Genomic DNA, 20350 nt, shown 5'->3' with positions numbered 1-20350 from the left:
CCAAGTCAGTCAAGCATCTCCCGGAGCTCCGGCCAGGCCCGCGCCCTTGCCAACTGCAGAAGTACTCTCCGCACCACCCGACCGGTCGTTCCTGAGCACCCACCTGACAGCGCCGCATGTGACCGCGTGGTCGACCGCCGCCCCAGCATCTGGGCTGCTTTTTACGGGCCCGATGGGGCATGGTTCCAACGGGCTGATCATGAATGATGCCGGCGAACCGGTGTGGATGGAGCCAACAGGGGCGGGCGTCATGGACCTCAGGGCGCAGACTTTCGAAGGCAAGCCTGTACTCACCTTTTGGACCGGCACCGGAATCGGAGGCCATGGGCTGGGCAAGGGCGTGATCATGGACAGCGCCTACCGCACAATCCACGAAGTCCAGACCGGAAACGGGATCCAGGCAGACCTCCACGAATTCACACTAATGCCCGCCGGGACAGCCCTGTTGACGTCCTACCCAACCATCCAGCAGGACCTGAGCGCGGTAGGTGGCCCCGCTGCCGGCTATATATACAACTGCCATGTACAGGAAGTGGAGGTACGCACCGGCGCTGTCCTGTTGGACTGGAACGCCCAGGACCATATACCGCTCACCGATTCCTACCTGCGACCACAGGATGACCCGAACAGCGACGGAACGAGCGCGGCGAAAGCCTACGACCCATACCACCTCAATTCCGTGGACGCGGACGGAAACTCGCTACTGATCTCCGCACGGCATACGCACACCCTCTATCTCGTTGACCGGACCACCGGAAATGTCAGGTGGCGCATGGGCGGGAAGCACCGCGACTTCAGCCTTGGACCGGACGCTCAATTTGCTTGGCAGCATGACGCGCGCCGGCAACCGGACGGCTCAATCAGCATGTTCGATAACCATTACGACGCCGGCGGCACAGGAATCTCCCGCGGCTTGGTTCTCGCCGTCAACGAAACAACGCGGACCGCCGTCACACAACGGCAGTTCACCCACGCCGGGCACCGCGGCAACGCGATGGGCAGTGTCCAACACCTGCCTAACGGAAACATCCTGGTGGGCTGGGGAACAGACCCCGCCGTCACAGAATTCACAGCAGACGGCACAGCAGTTTACGAGGCCACCAGGGTAGGCAGCGGATCTTACCCCGCCTACCGCAGCCCCTGGACTGCGCAACCCGAAACGCTCCCCGATCTGGCAGCAGTACCGGGAAATGGGTCCACGATGCAGGTCTACGCCAGCTGGAACGGGGCCACAGAAGTCACCAAATGGCGTTTCTTCACCGGAACCACCGCCGACGAACTCAGTGAGGCCGGAACCTTTCCGAAACGCGGCTTCGAAACATCAACAGCGGTCGCCGCCGCCCCCTACCTCGCAGTACAAGCGCTGGACAAGAACGGCGCCCCACTGGCCACCTCCACCACCATCGCCGTCTGACGTTTCACCGCGGCCCTAGACAATGATCCGCACCCCAGCGTCACGTTCCTGCTTAGCCGGCCATCACAAGAGGGTCCGAACAGTCTAAATTCCTGGACGTCACTGACGTGCCTTCACAGGGCCGACGTCTTCACAGGGACCGTGTATGTCATTGGCGAAGCGCCGGTCACAGAGAAGGTGACCGGTGCTTCGGTTCAACAGGCACCGCCGGCGGGGTCTACTTAGCCATACCCCTTTTACGCCCGTGTCACCGACGGAAAGCCGGCTTACACCCGTTGACACCTCCAAGTAACGCGGGTAACCTAGACGTCAGCACCTAGTAACGCGCGTTACTAAAATCGCAGCCCCGGAAGCGCCCCGCGGGCCGTCGCTCGAAAGCTGAAGGTCTTCTGGGAAAACCCGCCTACAAGGCACCCGCACATCAGTTTCCGAGCAGACGACGGCGGGACAGTCACGACTGGAGCGGCGTGAGCCGTAATACTGTCGCGCCCGGAGTGCTAGCAGAGAACATATTGCCGTCGCCCCAGCAGCAGGACAGTCGGTCACTGCCAACCAGCAGTTCATCGACTGCCTGCTGCTGGAACGCTCTTCGGCCAGACCGCGAAATCAACGTCGAAGAGCAATCCCCCACCCACCCTTCACCTTGCAAATGGAGACAGGAGAGAGACAACCATCATGACACAAGCTCCATTCTCAGGCCGCTCCAGCCATGCCCCCAGTTCCAGTTATCCGGAAAGCCCTTAACTGCGGCAGCAACTGCGGCGCGCTCGGGACCGATTCCGGGCTGCTCCACTGGACAAAAGCACTGCTCCTCGGGGGTCCGCGAACTTCCTTCGGCCATGAAACGAGAACAATTGAACAGCACTTCTTCCACCATCGACACCTATCGGCCGGTGATGCATTACGCCGCCAGGGATACGTGGCTCAATGACCCCAATGGGCTGGTCTTCCATGAGGGCACGTACCACCTTTATTACCAGAACAATCCCTTCGGAAACGTGCACGGCAACATGTCCTGGGGCCATGCGACCTCGACGGACCTGGTCAGTTGGAGCGAACAACCGGTCGCGATCCCGTGCGATCAGTCCGAGGAGATCTACTCCGGCAGCATTGTGGTTGATACCGGAAACACCAGCGGGTTCGGCACAGACGGGCACGACCCCTTGGTGGCCATCTACACCAGCGCGTACAAGCCGGGCTCCCTCCATCAAGGCACCCAGGCCCAGTCCATCGCGTGGAGCACGGACGGCGGCTACACCTGGACCAAGTACGCCGGCAACCCGGTCCTCACCCGAAAGTCACCGGAATTCCGGGACCCCAAGGTCTTCCGCTACACCGGCCCGGCGGGCAACTACTGGGTCATGGTGGCCGTGGAAGCACACGACTTCAGCGTCCTGCTTTACCGCTCCTACGACCTCAAGAACTGGGAGTACCTCAGCACCTTCGGCCCCGCCAACGCCACCGGCGGGATCTGGGAATGCCCGGACCTCTTTGAACTGCCCCTGGACAACGACGCGGCAGCAATGAAGTGGGTGCTGACGGTGAACATGAACCCCGGCGGCCCCAACGGCGGGTCCGCCGGGCAATACTTCGTGGGAGAGTTCGACGGCGTCACTTTCAGTTCCGAAACAACCCTCACCGAGGGGATGCAGGATCCGGAGCGCGTGCCCGACTACCAGTGGCTGGACTGGGGCCGGGACTACTACGCCGCCGTCTCGTTCAGCAACGTTCCGGACGGACGGCGGCTAATGATCGGCTGGATGAACAACTGGCAGTACGCCAACCAGATTCCCACGTCGCCCTGGCGCAGCCCCATGAGCCTGGTCCGGGACGTATCCCTCGTTACCGTGAACGGGCAACCGCGGCTCCAGCAGCACCCCGTGCCGGAGTTAAGGGCAACTTCGAGGCCCGGTCCCGTGCAACGGGTCACCGTAAACGGGCCGACGCCGGTTGGGGGCGGCACGGCAGTACAGCTTATGGACATCACCTTTTCCCCTGGCGACGCCGAGGAGTTCGGCCTCGTGGCCAGAGGGTCAGCGGACGGGGCGGTCGGGACACGGATCGGGATCCGCCCCCGCAGCGGGGACCTCATCGTAGACCGCAGCCGCTCCGGTGACACGGGCTTCCACGAAGCCTTCCCGTCCGCCAGCCGCGCCCCAATTGCGGCCGGCGGGGATGGCAACTACACCCTGCAGATCTTCATCGACCAGTGCTCGGTGGAAGTATTCGCGAACGACGGGCTCGTTTCCGTGACCGAATTGATCTTTCCCGAGGCCGGCCAAACATCCCTTGCCCTCTACTCCACCGGCGGTACAGCCAACGCTGTGCTTCAACTCACCAACTTCGGACAGGACGACTCTTAATGGAACACCGCAAACTGGGATCTTCCGGCATGTACATCAGCGAAATCGCCTACGGAAACTGGGTCACCCACGGTGAGCAGATCGACCAGGCCGCTGCGACGCAGTGCGTCAAGCAGGCACTGGAGTTAGGCATCACCACCTTCGACACCGCCGACGCCTACGCTGGAACCCGGGCCGAGGAAGCCCTGGGTGAGGCACTCAAAGGAACACGCCGTGAAAGCGTGGAGATCTTTACCAAGGCCTACTTCCCCACCGGAGATGGCCGGAACGACCGCGGCCTGTCCCGCAAGCACGTCATGGAGTCCATCGACGCATCGCTCCGCCGACTCCAGACTGACTACGTCGACCTCTACCAGGCGCACAGGTACGACTACGAGACCCCGCTGGAAGAGACCATGCAGGCCTTTGCCGATATCGTCAGGGCGGGGAAGGCGCACTATGTCGGGGTGTCAGAGTGGACGACGGACGAGATGCGCGCCGGTGTTGCCCTTGCCAAGGACCTTGGTGTCCAGCTCATATCCAACCAGCCGCAGTATTCCATGCTGTGGCGCGTCATCGAACAGGAAATCGTTCCCTTGAGCGAAGAACTGGGCATCGGCCAGATCTGCTGGTCCCCACTCGCCCAGGGAGTCCTCACGGGCAAGTACACCCCCGGTGCGGCGGCCCCGCAAGGCTCCCGCTTCCGAGGCGACAACGGCGAACTGAAAAATGACCACCGCTTCCTTGACGAGGACATCCTCACCCGTGTCCAACAACTGAAGCCCCTGGCAGAGGAGACCGGACTGTCCATGGCGGCCTTCGCGGTCGCATGGGTACTGCAAAACCCCAACGTCTCGGCAGCCATCGTGGGAGCATCCCGGCCCGAGCAACTCGTCGACAACGTCCGGGCCGCGGGAGTCAAACTCGACCCGGAACTGCTCCTGAGGGTTGATGACATCCTCGGCCCCGTCATCGAAAAAGATCCGGGGAAGGTCGAGTCCTTCAAGACCCGCCCGTAACCGCCACTGAAGAAATGTATTGACACCTCTTAGTAACGCGGGTAACTTAGATCACAGCCGAAGGTAACGCGAGTTACTAAGCGCAAATCACGACGTTACATCCGCATCAAAACTGGCACCCCCAGCTCAATGAAGACCTCTGGAGCATTCAATGGCGAAGACCACCTCCCCCGTCACAGCCGGCACCACCCGGCAGCGTGGCGTCACCATGAATGACGTAGCCAAGCATGCCGGAGTATCCCGGACGGCTGTTTCATTCGTGCTGAACAACCGCGAAGACGCCAGCATCTCGGAGGAGACACGGACCCGCATTGCTGACGCGGTTCAGGCATTGGGCTACCGCCCGAATGCCGGGGCGAGGGCGCTGGCATCCCAGCGCAGCGACTGGTACGGCATCGTTACGGAGATCGTCACCGCACCGTTCGCCGTAGACATCATCAAAGGTGCCCAGGACCAGGCCTGGATTGACCGCCGGTTTCTCCTGATCGCCCCGTCAGACCAGGGTGATACAGACGGAACCAACCAGGGAATGGAAGATGCTGCTGTTGAGAAGCTGCTGGAACAGCGGGTGGAAGGCCTGCTGTACGCCGCTACACACCACCGCGGCGTCCATGTGCCCCGCAGCGCACACGAAGTACCCTCCGTCCTCGTCAACTGCTTCGACCTGGACGGGAAGCTGCCCTCAATCGTCCCTGACGAACGCACGGGCGGACGGGTCGCCGTCGAACGCCTCCTCCACGCTGGCCACACCAGGATCGGTGTGATCAACCTGGATCCGGGAATCCCGGCAGCCGTCGGGCGACTGCAGGGCGTCCAGGAAGCCCTGGCCGGCGCGGGTCTTGACCTCGATCCGGAGCTGGTCGTAGCCGGGTATGCGACAGCAGACGGCGGCTACGACGCTGCCTGCCAGATCCTTGATCGATACCCGGCCAAGGACAGGCCAACCGCCCTTTTTTGCCTCAATGACCGCATGGCCATGGGCGCTTACGACGCCATCAAGGAACGTGGCCTGACCATCCCCGGCGACATCGCCGTGATCGGCTTCGACAACCAGGAACTCATCGCGGCCTACCTCAGGCCCAAGCTGACCACCGTTGCGTTGCCGTTCGAAAAGATGGGCGCTCTGGGAGTCCAGACGCTCGCCGCCCTTACAGCCGGACAGCCGATCACTGCCAACCAGCAGTTGGTCGACTGTCCGCTGCTAGAACGCTCTTCGGTCTGACCGCGAAATCAACGTCGAAGAGCACATCCCCCACCCACCCTTCACCTTGCTGATGAAGACAGGAAGAGATAACCCCATCATGACACAAACCAGGTTCTTCAAGTCCGCCCGCGTTGCCGCGGCCGGACTGGCTGTAGGCGCGATGCTGCTGACCGGCTGCGCCGCGACCGGCAACAAGTCCGGCGGCACCGACGCTGCGGCCAACGCCAGCGCGTTCCTCACTATCCCCCGCGAAGACATGGGCACATTCGTGCAGAACTTCAACCCGTTCGCACCGACCGTGAACCCCATGGTCCAGCAGTCGATTTACGAGTCCCTCCTGGTCTTCAACCCGGCCCAGGGAAACACGGTGCCGTGGCTCGCCACCGACTGGAGGGCAGCCGACGACGGCAAGTCCATCACCTTCACCTTGCGTGACGGTGTGAAGTGGTCCGACGGCCAGCCGTTCGTTGCCGACGACGTCGCCTACACATTCGAGCTTCAGAAAAAGCTGAAGGGCGGCTACGAGTACCTCGATAGCGTGACTGCCGAAGGCAGCAAGGTCACCTTCAACTTCAACAAACCCTGGTCTCCGGCCCTGTACGACGTCGGCCAGCTCAGCATCCTCCCCAAGCACATCTGGTCCGCACTGGCCGACCCGGAGAAGGACGCCAACGCCAAACCGGTGGGCACCGGACCTTACACCGAGGTGGACAACTTCCAGGCCCAGTCCTTCGTGCTGAAGAAGAACCCCAACTACTGGCAGCCGGAAAAGCAGAAGATCGCCGGCATCAAGATGCTTGCCTTCGCAGGGAACGACGGCGCCAACCTCGCCGCCGCCAACGGCGACGTGGACTGGGCCCCCCAGTACATACCGAACATCGAAAAGACGTTCGTCTCCAAGGACAAGGACCACCGGCACTACTGGTTCCCACCCACGGGCGCCATGATCAACTGGCAGCTCAACACCACCAAGGCGCCCTTCAACGATGTGGATGTGCGCAAGGCGCTGAGCATGGCCGTGGACAGGGACCAGGTCACCAAGATCGGCATGAGCGGCTACGCCCAGCCGGCCGACTGCACCGGCCTCTCCGGCAACTACGAGACCTGGAAGAACAGCCAGGTCAAGGACAACTGCACCTGGACCAACCACGACGTCCAGAAGGCCAATGACCTGTTGGACAAGGCCGGCTACCCGAAGGGTCCCGACGGCAAGCGCACGCTCAAGGACGGCAAGCCGTTCGAGTTCAGGATCTCCGTGGGTGCGACTTCGTCCGACTGGCTTTCGGTAGCCAACGTGATTTCCCAGAACCTCGCAGAAGTCGGAGTAACCGCAAAGGTGGACTCCCCGGACTGGGCCGCTGTGGTGTCAGGGTACGAAACGGGCGACTTTGACTCGGGCATCGTGTGGAGCGCCAACGATCCGAGCCCGTACAAGTACTTCAACGCCTCCATGGGCTCCTCAACGGTGAAGCCGGTGGGCACCAAGGCGTCGGATAACTACCACCGTTTCGGGGACCCCAAAGCCGATGCCCTGCTGGCACAGTTCGCTGCCACCACGGACCAGTCCACGCAGAAGGACATCGCCAACAAGCTCCAGGAAGAATACAACGACGTCGCACCACTGGTGCCGCTCTTCTCCGGCCCTGAGTGGGGTGCGTACAACGACACGCACTTCACCGGCTGGCCCACCCCGGACAACCCTTACGCCACCCTCTCGGTCCGCGCACCCTCTACGGTTCTCGTGCTGACCAGCCTGGAACCGCGCAAGTAGCGACCCACCGAGCCTGAGGCCCACCTGGCCCCGCGCCATTTGGCGCCCGACGGCCTGGCCTATGCCACCGGCCGGCCGTCGGGCGTACCCGACAATCTTGACCACTCCCGAATTGGAGGGAAACCGTGCGCTTCATCCTGCGCCGCCTGGGTTTCTACCTGATCGCCTTTTGGGCATCCATTACCCTGAATTTCCTGCTCCCGCGCTTCATGCCCGGGGACCCCGTCTCACGAATGTTTGCCCGCACCCAGGACAGAATGCAGCCCGAACAGCTCGAGGCACTGCGCAAGCTCCTCGGAGTGGACGACCGGCCAATTTGGGAGCAGTACGCCGGCTACCTCCAGAACGTCCTCACCGGGCAGATGGGCGTATCCATAACCCGATTCCCCACACCCGTCACCGAGGTCATCTCGTCCCAGATCGGCTGGACCCTGCTGCTCGGCGGGACAGCACTGGTGATAGCCGCCGTCGTGGGAAACCTGCTGGGCATCCTCGCAGCGTGGCGCCGCGGCGGCGCCGTCGACTCGGCGCTGCCTCCCCTACTGGTCTTCATCGGATCGTTCCCCTATTTCTGGCTCGCAATGGGCGCCCTGTACCTGTTCGGCGTGGTGCTGGGCTGGTTCCCCATCCGGCACGCGTTCACCGACGGCCTCGAGCCCGGCTTCACCACCGAGTTCATTGGCGACGTCGCCGCCCACCTGGTACTCCCGGCGCTCACAATCGTCCTGGTCTCCATCGGCGGATGGATGCTCGGCATGCGGAACACGATGATCGCCACCAACTCCGAGGACTACATCACCATGGCCGAAGCGAAGGGACTGCGCCCGGGACGCATCATGCTCCGCTACGCCGCCCGGAACGCCATGCTTCCCTCCGTCACCAGCTTCGGCATGGGACTGGGCTTCGTAGTGGGCGGCGCGCTTCTCACCGAGGTCGTGTTCGCCTACCCCGGCGTCGGCTACCAGCTCCTCAACGCCGTCCAGGGCCTGGACTACCCCCTCATGCAGGGCCTGTTCCTCACCATCACCGCCGCCGTGCTGCTGGCGAACTTCCTGGTGGACGTCCTCTACGTCCGCCTCGACCCCCGCGTGCGCAGCAACTGAGCCTTGCGTACCCAGTCACCAAGGAATCCATCATGACCAGCGTTATCCTCCAGCAGCCAACCGAAGAAAAAGCTGCCCGCAAGACCAACCGCGGCTTCGTACACGGACTCATCACCAACAAGAAAGCCATGACAGGCACGGCCATCATGCTCGTCTTCATCGTCCTGGCGCTGGCCTCGCCCGTGCTGTTCCCCGGAGACCCTTCCCGGATCACCGGGATGGCCTCACTGGAACCGGACAGCGAGCACTGGCTCGGAACGACTGCCAAGGGCCAGGACGTGCTCGCCCTGACCGTCCACGGCGCCAGAAGTTCCCTGCTTGTGGGCCTTACCGTCGGGTTTGCGTCCACCTTTATCGGGATCCTCGTTGGGCTCGCCTCGGCCTATTTCGGCAAATTCATCGACGAAGCCTTGTCGCTGCTGACCAACGTCTTCCTCCTCCTTCCCGGCCTGCCGCTGCTCGTCATCCTGGCCGCCTTCCTGCCCCCGGGACTGGGAACCGTGATCCTGGTACTCACGGTGACAGGATGGGCCGGATCGGCACGCGTTCTCCGGTCACAGGCCCTGTCCATCCGCTCCAAAGACTTCGTCGCTGCCGCCGTCGTCTCCGGTGAAAGCGCCGGCCGCATCATGTTCCGGGAGATCCTGCCAAACATGGCATCGATCGTGATGGGAACACTGCTTGCCTGCGTCATCTACGGCATTGGGGCCCAGGCAGGCCTGGAATTCCTTGGACTGGGTGATGTCAGCACCGTCTCCTGGGGCAACAACCTCTTCTGGGCCGGAAACGAAGGTGCCCTGCTCACCGGAAGCTGGTGGGTCTTCATCCCCTCCGGCCTGTGCATCGCCCTGGTGGCGTTCGCCCTGGCCCTCATCAACTACGCCGTCGACGAAGTAACCAACCCCCGGCTGCGGAAGATCCGCAAGCCCGCCACCACCGAAAGGAGCGCCCTCAAGTGACCGTTTCCCAAACCTCCTTCGGCTCCCACGAACCGGTTCTCGACGTCAGGAACCTCACCGTCAAGTACATCGGCGACACCCGCTCGACCACGGCTGTGGACGACGTCTCCTTCAGCATCGGCGCCGGGGAAGTTTTCGGGCTGGCCGGCGAATCCGGGTGCGGAAAATCAACCATCGCGAACTCAATCATGCGGCTGCTCAAGGACCCGGCGAACACCGCTGCCGGCAGCATCTCTTTCGGGGGCAAGGACGTGCTGGCCATGAACCAGGACGAACTGCGCCGTTTCCGCTGGCAGGACGTTGCCATGGTGTTCCAGTCCGCCATGAACTCGTTGAACCCGGTGCTGACCATCGGGGAGCAGATGGCAGACATCTTCACGACACATGCCGGCTACTCGCGTCAAGAATCTCTTCGACGCGCAGCACAGCTCCTGGAGCTCGTGCGGATCGATCCGACCCGCCTCAGGTCCTACCCGCATCAACTCTCCGGCGGAATGCGGCAGCGCGCCGTCATCGCCATGGCCGTGGCCCTGAAGCCATCACTGCTCATTCTGGACGAGCCCACCACCGCCCTGGACGTGGTGGTGCAGCAGGAAATTATGGCCCAGATCAAGGACCTCCAGCGTGAACTGGGCTTCTCTGTCCTTTTCATCACCCACGACATGTCGCTGATGGTGGAACTCTCACACCGCATGGCCGTCATGTACGGCGGCCGGATCGTGGAGACCGCCAAAGCCCACGACATCTACACCATGCCCAGGCACCCCTACACCCAGGCCCTCATGGGCGCGTTCCCGCCGCTTACCGGCCCGCGTGTCCCGCTGACGGGCCTGCCCGAAGGCGTCAAGTTCCAGAACATCCCGGACCTTGCCGAAGTGGCGCCCGGCCACTTCGTGGCCCCGTTTGCCGCCGACGCCGAAGCCGCCGTTTATGAAGGAGCAGCACAATGAGCCACGCCGTCCACTCCCCGGCACGCTCCGATGTGTCGGCCCAGACACCTGCACTCGAGGTGCGCGGACTGGGCAAGACATTCCACACCGGCGGCCTGTTTTCCAGCCAGGCAGTCCGCGCGCTGCACGGGGTCGACCTGACCATCGGCCGCGGCGAAATCGTCGCACTCGTCGGGGAATCCGGCTCGGGCAAAAGCACCCTGGCCCGGTGCGTCGCCCGGCTCGAGAAACCCAGCGAAGGCGCTATCCTGCTCGACGGCGTTGACGTTCTCAAACGCGACCGGTTCCAGGCCTCCCGGTCATTCCGCGCCCAGCTGCAGATGGTCTTCCAGGACCCGTTTGGCTCCCTTAACCCCGCCCACCGGATCGAGCACTTCCTCCGGCGGTCCCTCACTATCCACGGCAAGGGCGGCACCGGCCAAGGTTCCGAAGCGCAGACGAGGCGCCGCCTCGAAGAGCTCATGACCACCGTAGGGCTCCAGGCCGACATGCTCGACTCCTACCCCCACGAGCTCTCCGGCGGGCAGCGTCAACGGGTGGCGATCGCACGCGCCTTGGCCGTCGAACCACAAGTCATCCTCGCCGACGAACCGACGTCCATGCTGGACGTATCGGTCCGCATCGGCGTGCTTAACCTAATGCGGAAGCTGCGCGACGAGCAGGGCATTTCCATGCTCTACATCACCCACGACCTCGCCTCCGCCCGGTACCTCGCGGACCGGACGGCCGTCATGTTCGCCGGCGAAATCGTGGAAGAGGGCGAGTCCTTGGACCTGCTGGCCAACCCGGCCCACCCCTACACGCAATTGCTGGTCTCAGCCGTCCCGGACCCAGCCCGGGCCGGATCCTACGACCCCGTTCACCGCGCCAAACTAAGGCAGGCCGTCATGGCTTCCACCACCTGCGCCTTCGAGGACCATCCCGACCAACGCTGTTCAGCAGAGGAACTTGTTCGGCACCAGGTGGGCGACCCGCTGAACCGTCACTGGGTCCGCTGCCACCTCTACCGGCCAAGTGCCGGGGCCGGCGGCCACGCACTGGCGACGGAACCCTTGCCGGAACCTCAGCCTGCAGGCTGAAGTTCTTCTTTCCAGAACTTGCCCTTCCTGTCCCCTTAGCAGGACGCACAAAAGATTCGACCCAAACAGCGGCCCCTTCTGCGCTGCCCAAAAACATCAACATTCACGCACTGGCAGCGCCGAAGCTGCCCACCGAAAGGTCACTGATGGAAAACTCACAGGCCGTCTCCCGGCGTTCCCTCCTGACCGGAAGCGGGGCCGTCGCCCTCACCGGATCGCTCGCACTCTCAACGTCATTCGCCCAGTCAGCGACAGCGGCACCCCCAAACGCTCCTAACACCGCCCCGGCCAAGCCGCCCTTCAAAGGACCAACCCGCATGCGCCCGACCTATCACTTCAGCGTCCCCGACAACTGGAAGAACGACCCCCAGCGGCCCATCTTCATCGACGGCGAATACCACTACTACTACCTCTACAACGGCGATTACCTGCAGGGTGGTGGAGGCACATCGTGGCGGCGCGCGACCACCACCGACCACGTCTCCTTCCGCGACCGCGGCGTCGCCATTCCAAAGTTCAGCAACGACAACGGCGACTGCTGGTCAGGATGCCTTGTCATCGACGAACGAAACACCGCTGGATACGGCGAGAACGCCGTGATCGCCCTCGTAACGCAGGCACCCCAGGGCCGCCAGGCCCAATACCTCTGGTACTCCACGGACCGTGGGCGCTCGTTCCAACCCGGTGGGGCGGCCCCGGTCCTGCCGAACCCCGGAGTACAGGACTTCCGCGACCCGAAAGTGATCTGGGACGCCGACCGGGGTCAGTGGTTCATGGTCAACGCCGAAGGGCAAAAGCTCGGCTTCTATACATCCCCCAATCTGCGCTCCTGGCAGCGGGTCAGCGAATTCATCCGCACTGATCTGGGGCTGCTTGAGTGCCCCGACCTTTTCCGCATGACCGCCGACGACGGTACCTCGCACTGGATCCTCGGCACGAGCGCCAACGGCAAAGGCCGTGGCCTGCCGGCAACCTACGCCTACTGGACAGGGACCTTCGATGGCACGACGTTCGCTCCCGACCGTGCCGAACCGGAGTGGCTGGACTACGGCTATGACTTCTACGGAGCAGTGACCTATCCCCATCACGACCCGTCCGGAGCAGAGGATGCCACCCTGCGCAGGGCGCTCGGATGGGCGAACTTCTGGGACTACCCCCACAACACCCCGACCCTGGCGACTGACGCGTACAACGGCGACGACATGATTGTGCGTGATGTCCGGCTCAAGAAGGAAGGCGCCAGCTACCACCTCGTCTCAGCCCCGACAGCCGGCCTGAGCGACCACGTCAAACAAAGCCACCGCCTTGGTGACGTGACTGTCACGGGCACCCGGGACCTCGATATCAAGTCACTGGCCTACGACCTGAACTGTGAGCTGAGGTGGGATCCGGCCAGCCCGCCAACCAATGTTGGCCTTGAGATCTGTCGAGCAGACGGTGGGGGCCGGCACGTCGCCGCCGGGGCATTCCTCCCCGGCCCCTTCGCGTACGTCAACCGGAGACCCACCATCAACCCAACCGGCGGGGAAAGCCAGACGCCCCTCGACCCATCGGCAGGGCGGCTCACGCTCCGTATCCTCGTGGACCGGACAAGCGTCGAAATGTTCGTAGGAGACGGGCGGGTGGTGCACTCACACCGGGTGTTCCCCCTGGACGGGGACAACGGCATCCGTCTATATGCGCACGAGGGAACTGCCACCTTCGGCAACCTCACGATCAACGAAATCGGCGCGCTGTCCTAGCTGTACTCCCAGCCCAACGCATGACGCTGCGGGCAGGCCATTCCGGCATCGGCCACCGAAGTGCCTGCCCGCTCCCCTACCATCACCTGCCGGAGAGAAGATCATGGCACGCCCCAAAACATATCCCCATGACACCCAACGCTTCCTGGACGTCCTGGTTGTCGGAGAAGCACTCGTCGACGTGGTCACCACTCCGGACGGCCAGGTTGAGCATCCCGGTGGATCGCCGGCCAACGTCGCCTACGGCCTCGGGCTTTTGGGCGTCTCCACCGGACTGCTGACGGCCATCGCCCCGGACCCACGCGGCACACTGATAGAAGAGCACCTCCGCCAGGCAGGCGTGACTCTCCTGCCCGGATCAAAGCTTCTCGCGCGCACTGCAACAGCCGCAGCAATCCTTGGGCCTGACGGCTCTGCGGAGTACAGGTTCGACATCCACTGGGAACTGCCACCAGCAACGCCGGCCTACTTCCCGAGAATCCTCCACACGGGTTCCATAGCCACCTTCCTGGAACCGGGGGCGAGTGCGGTCAAAGCCCTGATCGAACAAGCGCACGCCCAGTGCACCGTCACCTACGATCCGAACATCCGTCCCTCGTTGCTGGGCAGCCATGCGGAAGCGAAAGGGATTTTCGAAGAACTCGTATCCCTGGCCGACGTCGTCAAACTCAGCGACGAAGACGCCCACTGGCTCTATCCCGAGAAGACCCTTGAGGAAACTGCCGACCATATCCTCCGGCTCGGCACCGGCCTGGCAGTCATAACAAAAGGGTCCGAAGGGTCCCAATTCACCTGCGCTGCCGCAGGCATCACAATTCCTGCGGTGAGGGCCACGGTCGTGGACACCATTGGCGCCGGCGACTCCTACATGGCCGCGCTCATCCTGGGCCTTCTCACCCGCGGGACCGAAGGCTTCGCCCCTGCCGTCCTGGAGCAGCTGGGACGCACCGCAGCCACAGCAGCGGCCATCACGGTTCAGCGGACCGGAGCAAACCCTCCCACCCTGAAGGAACTGCAATCCGCGGTCGAAGCACCTTGGCGTCGTCCCGAAGGGCGAGGTGATAGCTGCGAGGTTTCCGATCCGGCGGCCGGTTCACCAGTTGGGCTCCAGCCCCTCGGGCCAGCAACTGGGCTCGTCCATCAGAAGGCTTCTGTCCACCCAGCCGCTTCTCGTTGCAGGCGTTATCTTGATTAAAAAGCTGAGTGCGCTCATAATTGATTAGAGTCAATTAAGAGGAGTACCCGCCATGAAGGCGTTTGTCGTTAGCAAGTACAAGGCCGGGCTACGGATGGCCGAAGTCCCTGAGCCGACCGTTGGAGAGCACGATGTCCTGATCCGGGTCGAGGCAGCGGGGCTCAACCAGCTGGATGAGAAGATCAGGCTCGGCGAGTTCAAGCAGATCCTCCCCTACCCGCTGCCGCTGGTGCTGGGGCACGACCTGGCGGGAACGGTTCTCCAGGTTGGGATGAACGTGCGCGGCTTCAAACCAGGCGACGAGGTGTTCGCCAGGCCGCGCAAGGAACGGATCGGCACCTTTGCCGAACGCATTGCCGTCCACGAGGCGGACCTGGCGCTCAAGCCCGCGTCCCTGTCCATGGCCGAGGCGGGGTCCCTTCCGCTGGTGGCTTTGACGGCGTGGCAGGCCCTGGTGGAGCGCGGCAAGGTGGAGCCGGGGCAGAAAGTGCTCATTCATGCGGGCGCCGGCGGCGTTGGTTCCCTTGCCGTCCAGTTGGCAAAGCACTTGGGGGCGACGGTGGCTGCCACGGCCAGCGCCGCCAACGCGGAGTTCGTCCGAGGTCTTGGCGCCGACGTCGTCATCGACTATCGGAACGAAGACTTCGAGGAGATCCTCAGCGGCTACGACCTGGTTTTGGACAGCCTCGGTGGCCAAAACCTGGAGAAGTCGCTCCGCATCCTCAAGCCCGGCGGTGTGGCAATCGGAATCGCGGGTCCCCCGGACCCCGCCTTCGCCCGGGAACTGGGCCTCAACCCGTTGCTCCGGCTCGCCATCGCCGTCCTTAGCCTCAACGTCCGCCGCCAGGCACGCCGGCTCGGCGTGCGCTACGAATTCCTCTTCATGCACGCCAGCGGAGAGCAACTCCGGCGCATCGCAAGGCTGGTCGACGACGGCGTGCTGCGTGCCGTCGTCGGACGCAGCAGTGCGTTTGCCCAACTCCCGGAGGCCTTGCGGGCGCTGGGCAACGGAGGTTTGCGTGGCAAGGCGGTGGTCATGAATCCGCCTGGCGGGGAGGCCGGGGGCGAAACAGCCGACCAGCACGGTCTTGGGGACCGGGCATGAGCGCCGCGGCCTCTTCCTATGCCGCGGCGCCCACCCGCAGCATCACGGCTGGCGGCATCACCTACGCTTACCGTGAACTGGGGCCAATCGGCGGCGTTCCTGTGGTCTTCTTCCACCACCTGGCCGGCAACCTGGATAACTGGGATCCGCGGATCATCGACCCCATTGCCCAAGAACATCACGTCATCACCTTCAACAACCGTGGGCTGGCCGGCACCACCGGCAAGGTGCCGGCCACCGTCGAGGCAATGGCCGACGACGCAGCCACCTTCATCCACGCTTTGGGGCTGGACAGGGTCGATGTCTTCGCCTTTTCACTGGGCGGAATGGTGGCCCAGGCCCTTGTCGGGAAGCACCCCTCCCTGGTCCGGAAGCTCATCCTCGCCGGTACGGGCCCCAGGGGCGGGAAAGGCATGGACAAGGTTGCCCGGGTCACGTACTCAGACATCCTGCGGGCCACCCTGGTCCGGGCTGATCCCAAGGAGTTCCTGTTCTTCAACCGCAACTCGTCCGGCAAGCGGGCAGCAAAAGAGTTCATCGGACGTCTCCAGGAGCGGAGTGCGGGACGTGACCTTCCGGTACGGATCCAGGCGTTCCGGACGCAGCTAAAAGCTATCAGGAACTGGGGCCGCGCCGAGTCAGCGGACCTGTCCACCATCACGCAGCCAACCCTGATCGACAACGGCGACAACGACCGCATGGTTCCCTCGGTCCTGTCAGAGGACCTGCACCGCCGCATCACAGGTTCAGAGCTGGTCATGTACCCGGACTCCGGCCACGGCAGCATTTTCCAGTTCCACGAGCAGTTCGTTCCTGTTGCCGCCAAGTTCCTGCAGCGCTGACGGCCATGCGCGCCGTTGGCTACACTCGAAGTCAGCCCGTCACCACGACCGTCCCGGAGGACCTCCCTCAATGCATCTTGCTTCCCAGCCCGTCTCCCGGCGGGAGCGGAACAAGCAGGCCAAGCTTGACCGCATCACGGCGGCGGCCCGTGAACTCTTTGCCGAACATGGCATCGACGATGTCACCACCCAGCAAATTGCGGAGAAAGCCGACATCGGCGCGGGAACCCTGTTCCTCTACGCCAAGAGCAAGGGCGAACTGCTCCTGCTCGTCCAGAACTCCGCCTATGCTGATGCCCTCGCCAAGGGAACGGCCGGCGCCGCTGAGGCCCGCGCACCGCTGGACGCAGTCATGGCCATCGTCCGGCCCGTGGTGGAATGCAACCGGACCCAGATCCATAACGGACGCACCTACCTGCGCGAAATTGTCTTCGGCGACCCAAACGAGCCGCACCACCACGCCGCACTCACCCTCGCCGCGGGGACCGAGGCAGCCATCGCCGACGTGCTGCAGCGCGACGGCCGCACGTCCCCCAAAACTGCAGCCACTCTTGCCCGCACCGTCTCCGCCATCATGTTCCTCACCATGGCAGCGTCAACCAACACCTCCCGGGCCACCGACGACCTGATCCTGGACATCCGGGACCAGGTAGCAGCCATCATCCCTGCCTGACCGCCCTACTGAGCGCTGCCTTATGCGGCAGAACTCCTCAGTACCCGGGCACCCTCATAGAAAAGGCAACCAGCCATGACTTCCCTCAACAATGCAATCGTCCTCATCACCGGCGCAAACGGTGGGATCGGAACAGAGTTCGTCCGCGAAGCTCTCGCCCGCGGCGCCGCCAAGGTCTACGCCACCGCCCGCCACCCGCGCACCTGGGACGACGACCGCATCATCCCCCTCACCCTGGACGTCACAGACCCTGCCTCCATCGGGGCAGCGGTAGAAGCAGCACCGGATATTACGGTGCTCATCAACAACGCCGGCGCCTCCCCCGCCAGCGCCAGCCTGCTCACCCTGCCGGAAGACGACATCCGCTCCAACGTCGAAACCAACTTCTTCGGCCCGCTCCGCCTTGCCCGCGCCTTCGCACCCCTGCTCAAAGAACAGGAAGCAGCAGCGATGGTCAACATCCACTCGCTCCTAAGCTGGTACGCAACGGCTGGCGTCTACAGCGTCTCCAAAGCCGGCCTGTGGTCAGCCACAAACGCCCTGCGGCTCGAGCTCGCCCCCGAGGGCGTCCACGTCCTCGGGGTACACGTCGGATGGGTGGACACCGCGATGGCCGCGCACACGACCGACCCCAAGCTCCCGCCCGCAGTCCTGGTAAGCCGGGTCTTCGACGCCCTCGAAGCCGGCGAATACGAGGTGCTCGCCGACGAGGCATCAGCACGCGTCAAGGCCGGCCTCAGCGCCGGCATCGTGGAGCTCTACCCGCAACTCAAAACCCCCACCGCATAAAGGGGCGCGGTTCTGCGCTAACACTCACACGCACAGCCCAAGTCACTGCACTGGTGCTGCGGCGGACAGCGGTCCCAGTTCAGCGGCCTGGGGAGGGTTGGCTCCCGGCCGGGAGCAGGTGATCCCGGCGGCCCGGTTGGCATAGGTCGCCAGGGCACGGAGCTCGTCCGCGCCCAGTGTCTGCAGGCGGCGTCTTCCGGCTGCCCCAAGCGTTCCGAGCTGGGCAAGGCCGGCGATGACAGCAGCCATGAAAGAGTCGCCGGCGCCCACGGTGTCAGCCACGGTGACGGGTTCCGCTTGCATTTCAGCCCGCCACCGCCGGGTGATGATCACCGGGCCAGCGGCGCCCCGGGTCAAGGCTGCAACGGACGGTCCTAGTTCCAGCCAGGCTGCAAGGCTTTCCTCCGGGCTGCGGTTGGGGTACAGCCAGGCCAGGTCTTCGTCGCTGGCCTTGACGATGTCGCTGGCCGCCACGAACCGTTCCGCCCGGATACGGGCTGCGGCAACATCAGGGCTGATGGCCGGCCGGCAGTTGGGGTCGTAGCTGATCGTTGCCCGCTCCCCCGCCGCCTCGAGAAGGCCAAGGACGGCCTGGTCCCCTGGCGCCAGTAGAGCCCCAATTGATCCTGCGTGCACATGGGAGGAAGTCTCGACGGCGGCCAATGCAGGCAATGTTGCCCCCGCCAGGTCCCAGCTGATGTCGAACGCATAAGTGGCGGCACCGCCGGCACCTAACCTTGCGGTGGACGACGACGTCGGTGCGCTGCCGCCCCTGATCACCGTGACGCCGTTGGACTGGAGGTGCTCTTCGATCATGAGTCCGTACTCGTCATCGGCGTAGTGCGTCACCAAATTGCTGGCAAAGCCCAAACGTGCCACCCCGACTGCCACGTTGAGGGGACTCCCGCCCGGGTGTACCCGGGCCGGAGTTGTTCTTCCGGCTTCCCGGACGACATCGACGAGCGACTCACCAAGGACGGTGACGCTGACTCCCCGTTCAGCCGGCAGGCGCGCAGGTGTGGGTCCGGTATCGGTCATGGCTGCTTCCTCGCAGTTCTCTTCATCAGTCCCGGGAGCATGGATCTAGCGGCCCGGGTACACCACGGCTTTAAGCTGGCCACGCTGCTTGCCCGCCTTGAGTGCCTCTTCTGACTCGGCCAGGTTGAATTTGCCCGTGACCAGGACGTCCAGGTCCACTTTCCCGTCAGCAATCAGCTGGATGGCCAGCGGCCAGGTGTTGGTGTAGCGGAAAACGCCAGAAAGCCAGATCTCCCGGTTCTGGATGTAGGAGACGGGCAGCTCCACGTCGTCAGCTCCCAGCCCCACAAGGATGACGCGGCCGGCGGGTGCCACTGCCGTGATCCCGGCGCGGACTGCCTGGGGTGCGCCGGAGGCGTCAATGAACGCATCAACGTCGAGCCCTTCCACACTGTCGGTCTTCGCGTTGAGCGCGTGCGTGGCGCCGTGCTGGAGGGCGAAAGCGAGACGGTCCTCGGCGATATCGGAGATGTAGATTTCGGTGGCGCCGAAGGCGCGGGCGGCTTGGGCGGCGATAATGCCGATGGGCCCGGCTCCGGCGATCAGGACCCTGCTGCCGGGCTTGATCTCTGCGCGTCCGCAAGCCCAGAGGCCCACGGAGAGAGGTTCAATCAAGGCCGCGGCCTCGTCGCTGACGCTGTCAGGGATGTCATAGGCAAAGTCCGACTGGATGGTCACGTACTCGGCGAACGCGCCGTCGACCGGCGGGGTGGCGTAGAACTCGATGTCCGGGCACAGGTTGTAGCGGCCGGCCTTGCACTGCTTGCACGTACGGCAAGGCCGTTGGGGTTCGACGGCGACGCGCTGGCCGATGCGGGCGGGGTCAACGGAGCTGCCGACGGCGGCGATCCTGCCGGAGAGTTCGTGGCCCAGGATGAGCGGGTGGTCCACAATATAGGGGCCGATCCGGCCGTGCTCGTAGTAGTGGACGTCGCTGCCGCAGACGCCGACGGCGGCGACCTGGACCAGGACCTGGTCGGCGTCGAGCTGCGGGAGGGGCAGGGTTTCCATGGCCATGTCGCCCTGGCTTTTGAGGATGTTGGCGCGCATGGTCGCGGGCAGTTTCGCATGGGCATGTGGGCGGAGCCGGGTTGTGGGAGTTGTCATCGGAGCGATCCTTTCGAA

Annotated in this window: 17 protein-coding genes; 15 read left to right on the top strand and 2 right to left on the bottom strand. The window is 64.0% G+C overall.

Annotated elements, in window-relative coordinates; translation table 11 throughout:
* Positions 1–199 precede the first annotated feature (199 nt).
* The 15 genes from ACZ9J7_RS16250 (at position 200) to ACZ9J7_RS16180 (ending at position 18187) form a co-directional block, all read left to right on the top strand.
* The gene (locus tag ACZ9J7_RS16250) at positions 200–1414 is read left to right on the top strand and encodes an arylsulfotransferase family protein (protein ID WP_476210837.1); all 1215 of its coding nucleotides are present in this window, start codon (positions 200–202) and stop codon (positions 1412–1414) included.
* An 839-nt stretch (positions 1415–2253) separates the two neighbouring features.
* Positions 2254–3777, top strand: coding sequence for a glycoside hydrolase family 32 protein (locus ACZ9J7_RS16245; RefSeq protein ID WP_476210835.1), 1524 nt, complete (start codon positions 2254–2256; stop codon positions 3775–3777).
* Positions 3777–4775, top strand: coding sequence for an aldo/keto reductase family protein (locus ACZ9J7_RS16240; protein ID WP_476210833.1), 999 nt, complete (start codon positions 3777–3779; stop codon positions 4773–4775). Before ACZ9J7_RS16245 ends, ACZ9J7_RS16240 begins: the two co-directional genes overlap by 1 nt.
* Before the next feature lie 151 nt (positions 4776–4926).
* Complete coding sequence (locus ACZ9J7_RS16235; protein WP_476210832.1) at positions 4927–5997, top strand: LacI family DNA-binding transcriptional regulator; 1071 nt, start codon at positions 4927–4929, stop codon at positions 5995–5997.
* A 79-nt stretch (positions 5998–6076) separates the two neighbouring features.
* Complete coding sequence (locus ACZ9J7_RS16230) at positions 6077–7750, top strand: ABC transporter substrate-binding protein (protein ID WP_476210830.1); 1674 nt, start codon at positions 6077–6079, stop codon at positions 7748–7750.
* Between the two features lie 125 nt (positions 7751–7875).
* Positions 7876–8853 carry an ABC transporter permease gene (locus ACZ9J7_RS16225; protein ID WP_476210828.1) on the top strand — a complete coding sequence of 326 codons (978 nt, stop codon included), beginning with the start codon at positions 7876–7878 and terminating at the stop codon, positions 8851–8853.
* Positions 8854–8885: 32 nt separating this feature from the next.
* Positions 8886–9812 carry an ABC transporter permease gene (locus ACZ9J7_RS16220; RefSeq protein ID WP_476210826.1) on the top strand — a complete coding sequence of 309 codons (927 nt, stop codon included), beginning with the start codon at positions 8886–8888 and terminating at the stop codon, positions 9810–9812.
* Positions 9809–10762 carry an ABC transporter ATP-binding protein gene (locus ACZ9J7_RS16215; RefSeq protein ID WP_476210824.1) on the top strand — a complete coding sequence of 318 codons (954 nt, stop codon included), beginning with the start codon at positions 9809–9811 and terminating at the stop codon, positions 10760–10762. The genes ACZ9J7_RS16220 and ACZ9J7_RS16215 overlap by 4 nt, the downstream gene beginning before the upstream one ends.
* A complete protein-coding gene (locus ACZ9J7_RS16210) occupies positions 10759–11841 on the top strand; it encodes an ABC transporter ATP-binding protein (protein ID WP_476210822.1) in 1083 nt (360 codons plus the stop codon). The genes ACZ9J7_RS16215 and ACZ9J7_RS16210 overlap by 4 nt, the downstream gene beginning before the upstream one ends.
* A 317-nt stretch (positions 11842–12158) precedes the next feature.
* On the top strand, positions 12159–13583 hold the full coding sequence (locus tag ACZ9J7_RS16205; RefSeq protein WP_476211877.1) for a glycoside hydrolase family 32 protein: 1425 nt from the start codon (positions 12159–12161) through the stop codon (positions 13581–13583).
* A 103-nt stretch (positions 13584–13686) separates the two neighbouring features.
* Positions 13687–14778, top strand: coding sequence for a carbohydrate kinase family protein (locus tag ACZ9J7_RS16200; protein WP_476210820.1), 1092 nt, complete (start codon positions 13687–13689; stop codon positions 14776–14778).
* Positions 14779–14830: 52 nt separating this feature from the next.
* Positions 14831–15883 (top strand): NADP-dependent oxidoreductase, encoded by a 1053-nt coding sequence (locus tag ACZ9J7_RS16195; protein WP_476210819.1) that lies wholly within the window; start codon positions 14831–14833, stop codon positions 15881–15883.
* Positions 15880–16725: an alpha/beta fold hydrolase gene (locus ACZ9J7_RS16190; RefSeq protein WP_476210817.1), complete on the top strand. Its 846-nt coding sequence runs from the start codon at positions 15880–15882 to the stop codon at positions 16723–16725. Before ACZ9J7_RS16195 ends, ACZ9J7_RS16190 begins: the two co-directional genes overlap by 4 nt.
* A 70-nt stretch (positions 16726–16795) precedes the next feature.
* Positions 16796–17398 (top strand): TetR/AcrR family transcriptional regulator, encoded by a 603-nt coding sequence (locus tag ACZ9J7_RS16185; protein ID WP_476210815.1) that lies wholly within the window; start codon positions 16796–16798, stop codon positions 17396–17398.
* Positions 17399–17473: 75 nt separating this feature from the next.
* On the top strand, positions 17474–18187 hold the full coding sequence (locus ACZ9J7_RS16180) for an SDR family oxidoreductase (RefSeq protein WP_476210813.1): 714 nt from the start codon (positions 17474–17476) through the stop codon (positions 18185–18187).
* Between the two features lie 42 nt (positions 18188–18229).
* On the opposite strand, the gene ACZ9J7_RS16175 is transcribed toward ACZ9J7_RS16180, so the two are convergent.
* Both ACZ9J7_RS16175 and ACZ9J7_RS16170 read right to left on the bottom strand, forming a co-directional pair.
* On the bottom strand, positions 18230–19225 hold the full coding sequence (locus ACZ9J7_RS16175; RefSeq protein WP_476210812.1) for a carbohydrate kinase family protein: 996 nt from the start codon (positions 19223–19225) through the stop codon (positions 18230–18232).
* Positions 19226–19270: 45 nt separating this feature from the next.
* The gene (locus ACZ9J7_RS16170) at positions 19271–20332 is read right to left on the bottom strand and encodes an NAD(P)-dependent alcohol dehydrogenase (RefSeq protein WP_476210810.1); all 1062 of its coding nucleotides are present in this window, start codon (positions 20330–20332) and stop codon (positions 19271–19273) included.
* Positions 20333–20350: the final 18 nt, after the last annotated feature.

Source organism: Pseudarthrobacter sp. TE9888 (assembly GCF_056279345.1).
The sequence above is the reverse complement of the archived record's forward strand: the minus strand, read 5'-3'. Positions and strand labels throughout refer to the sequence as shown.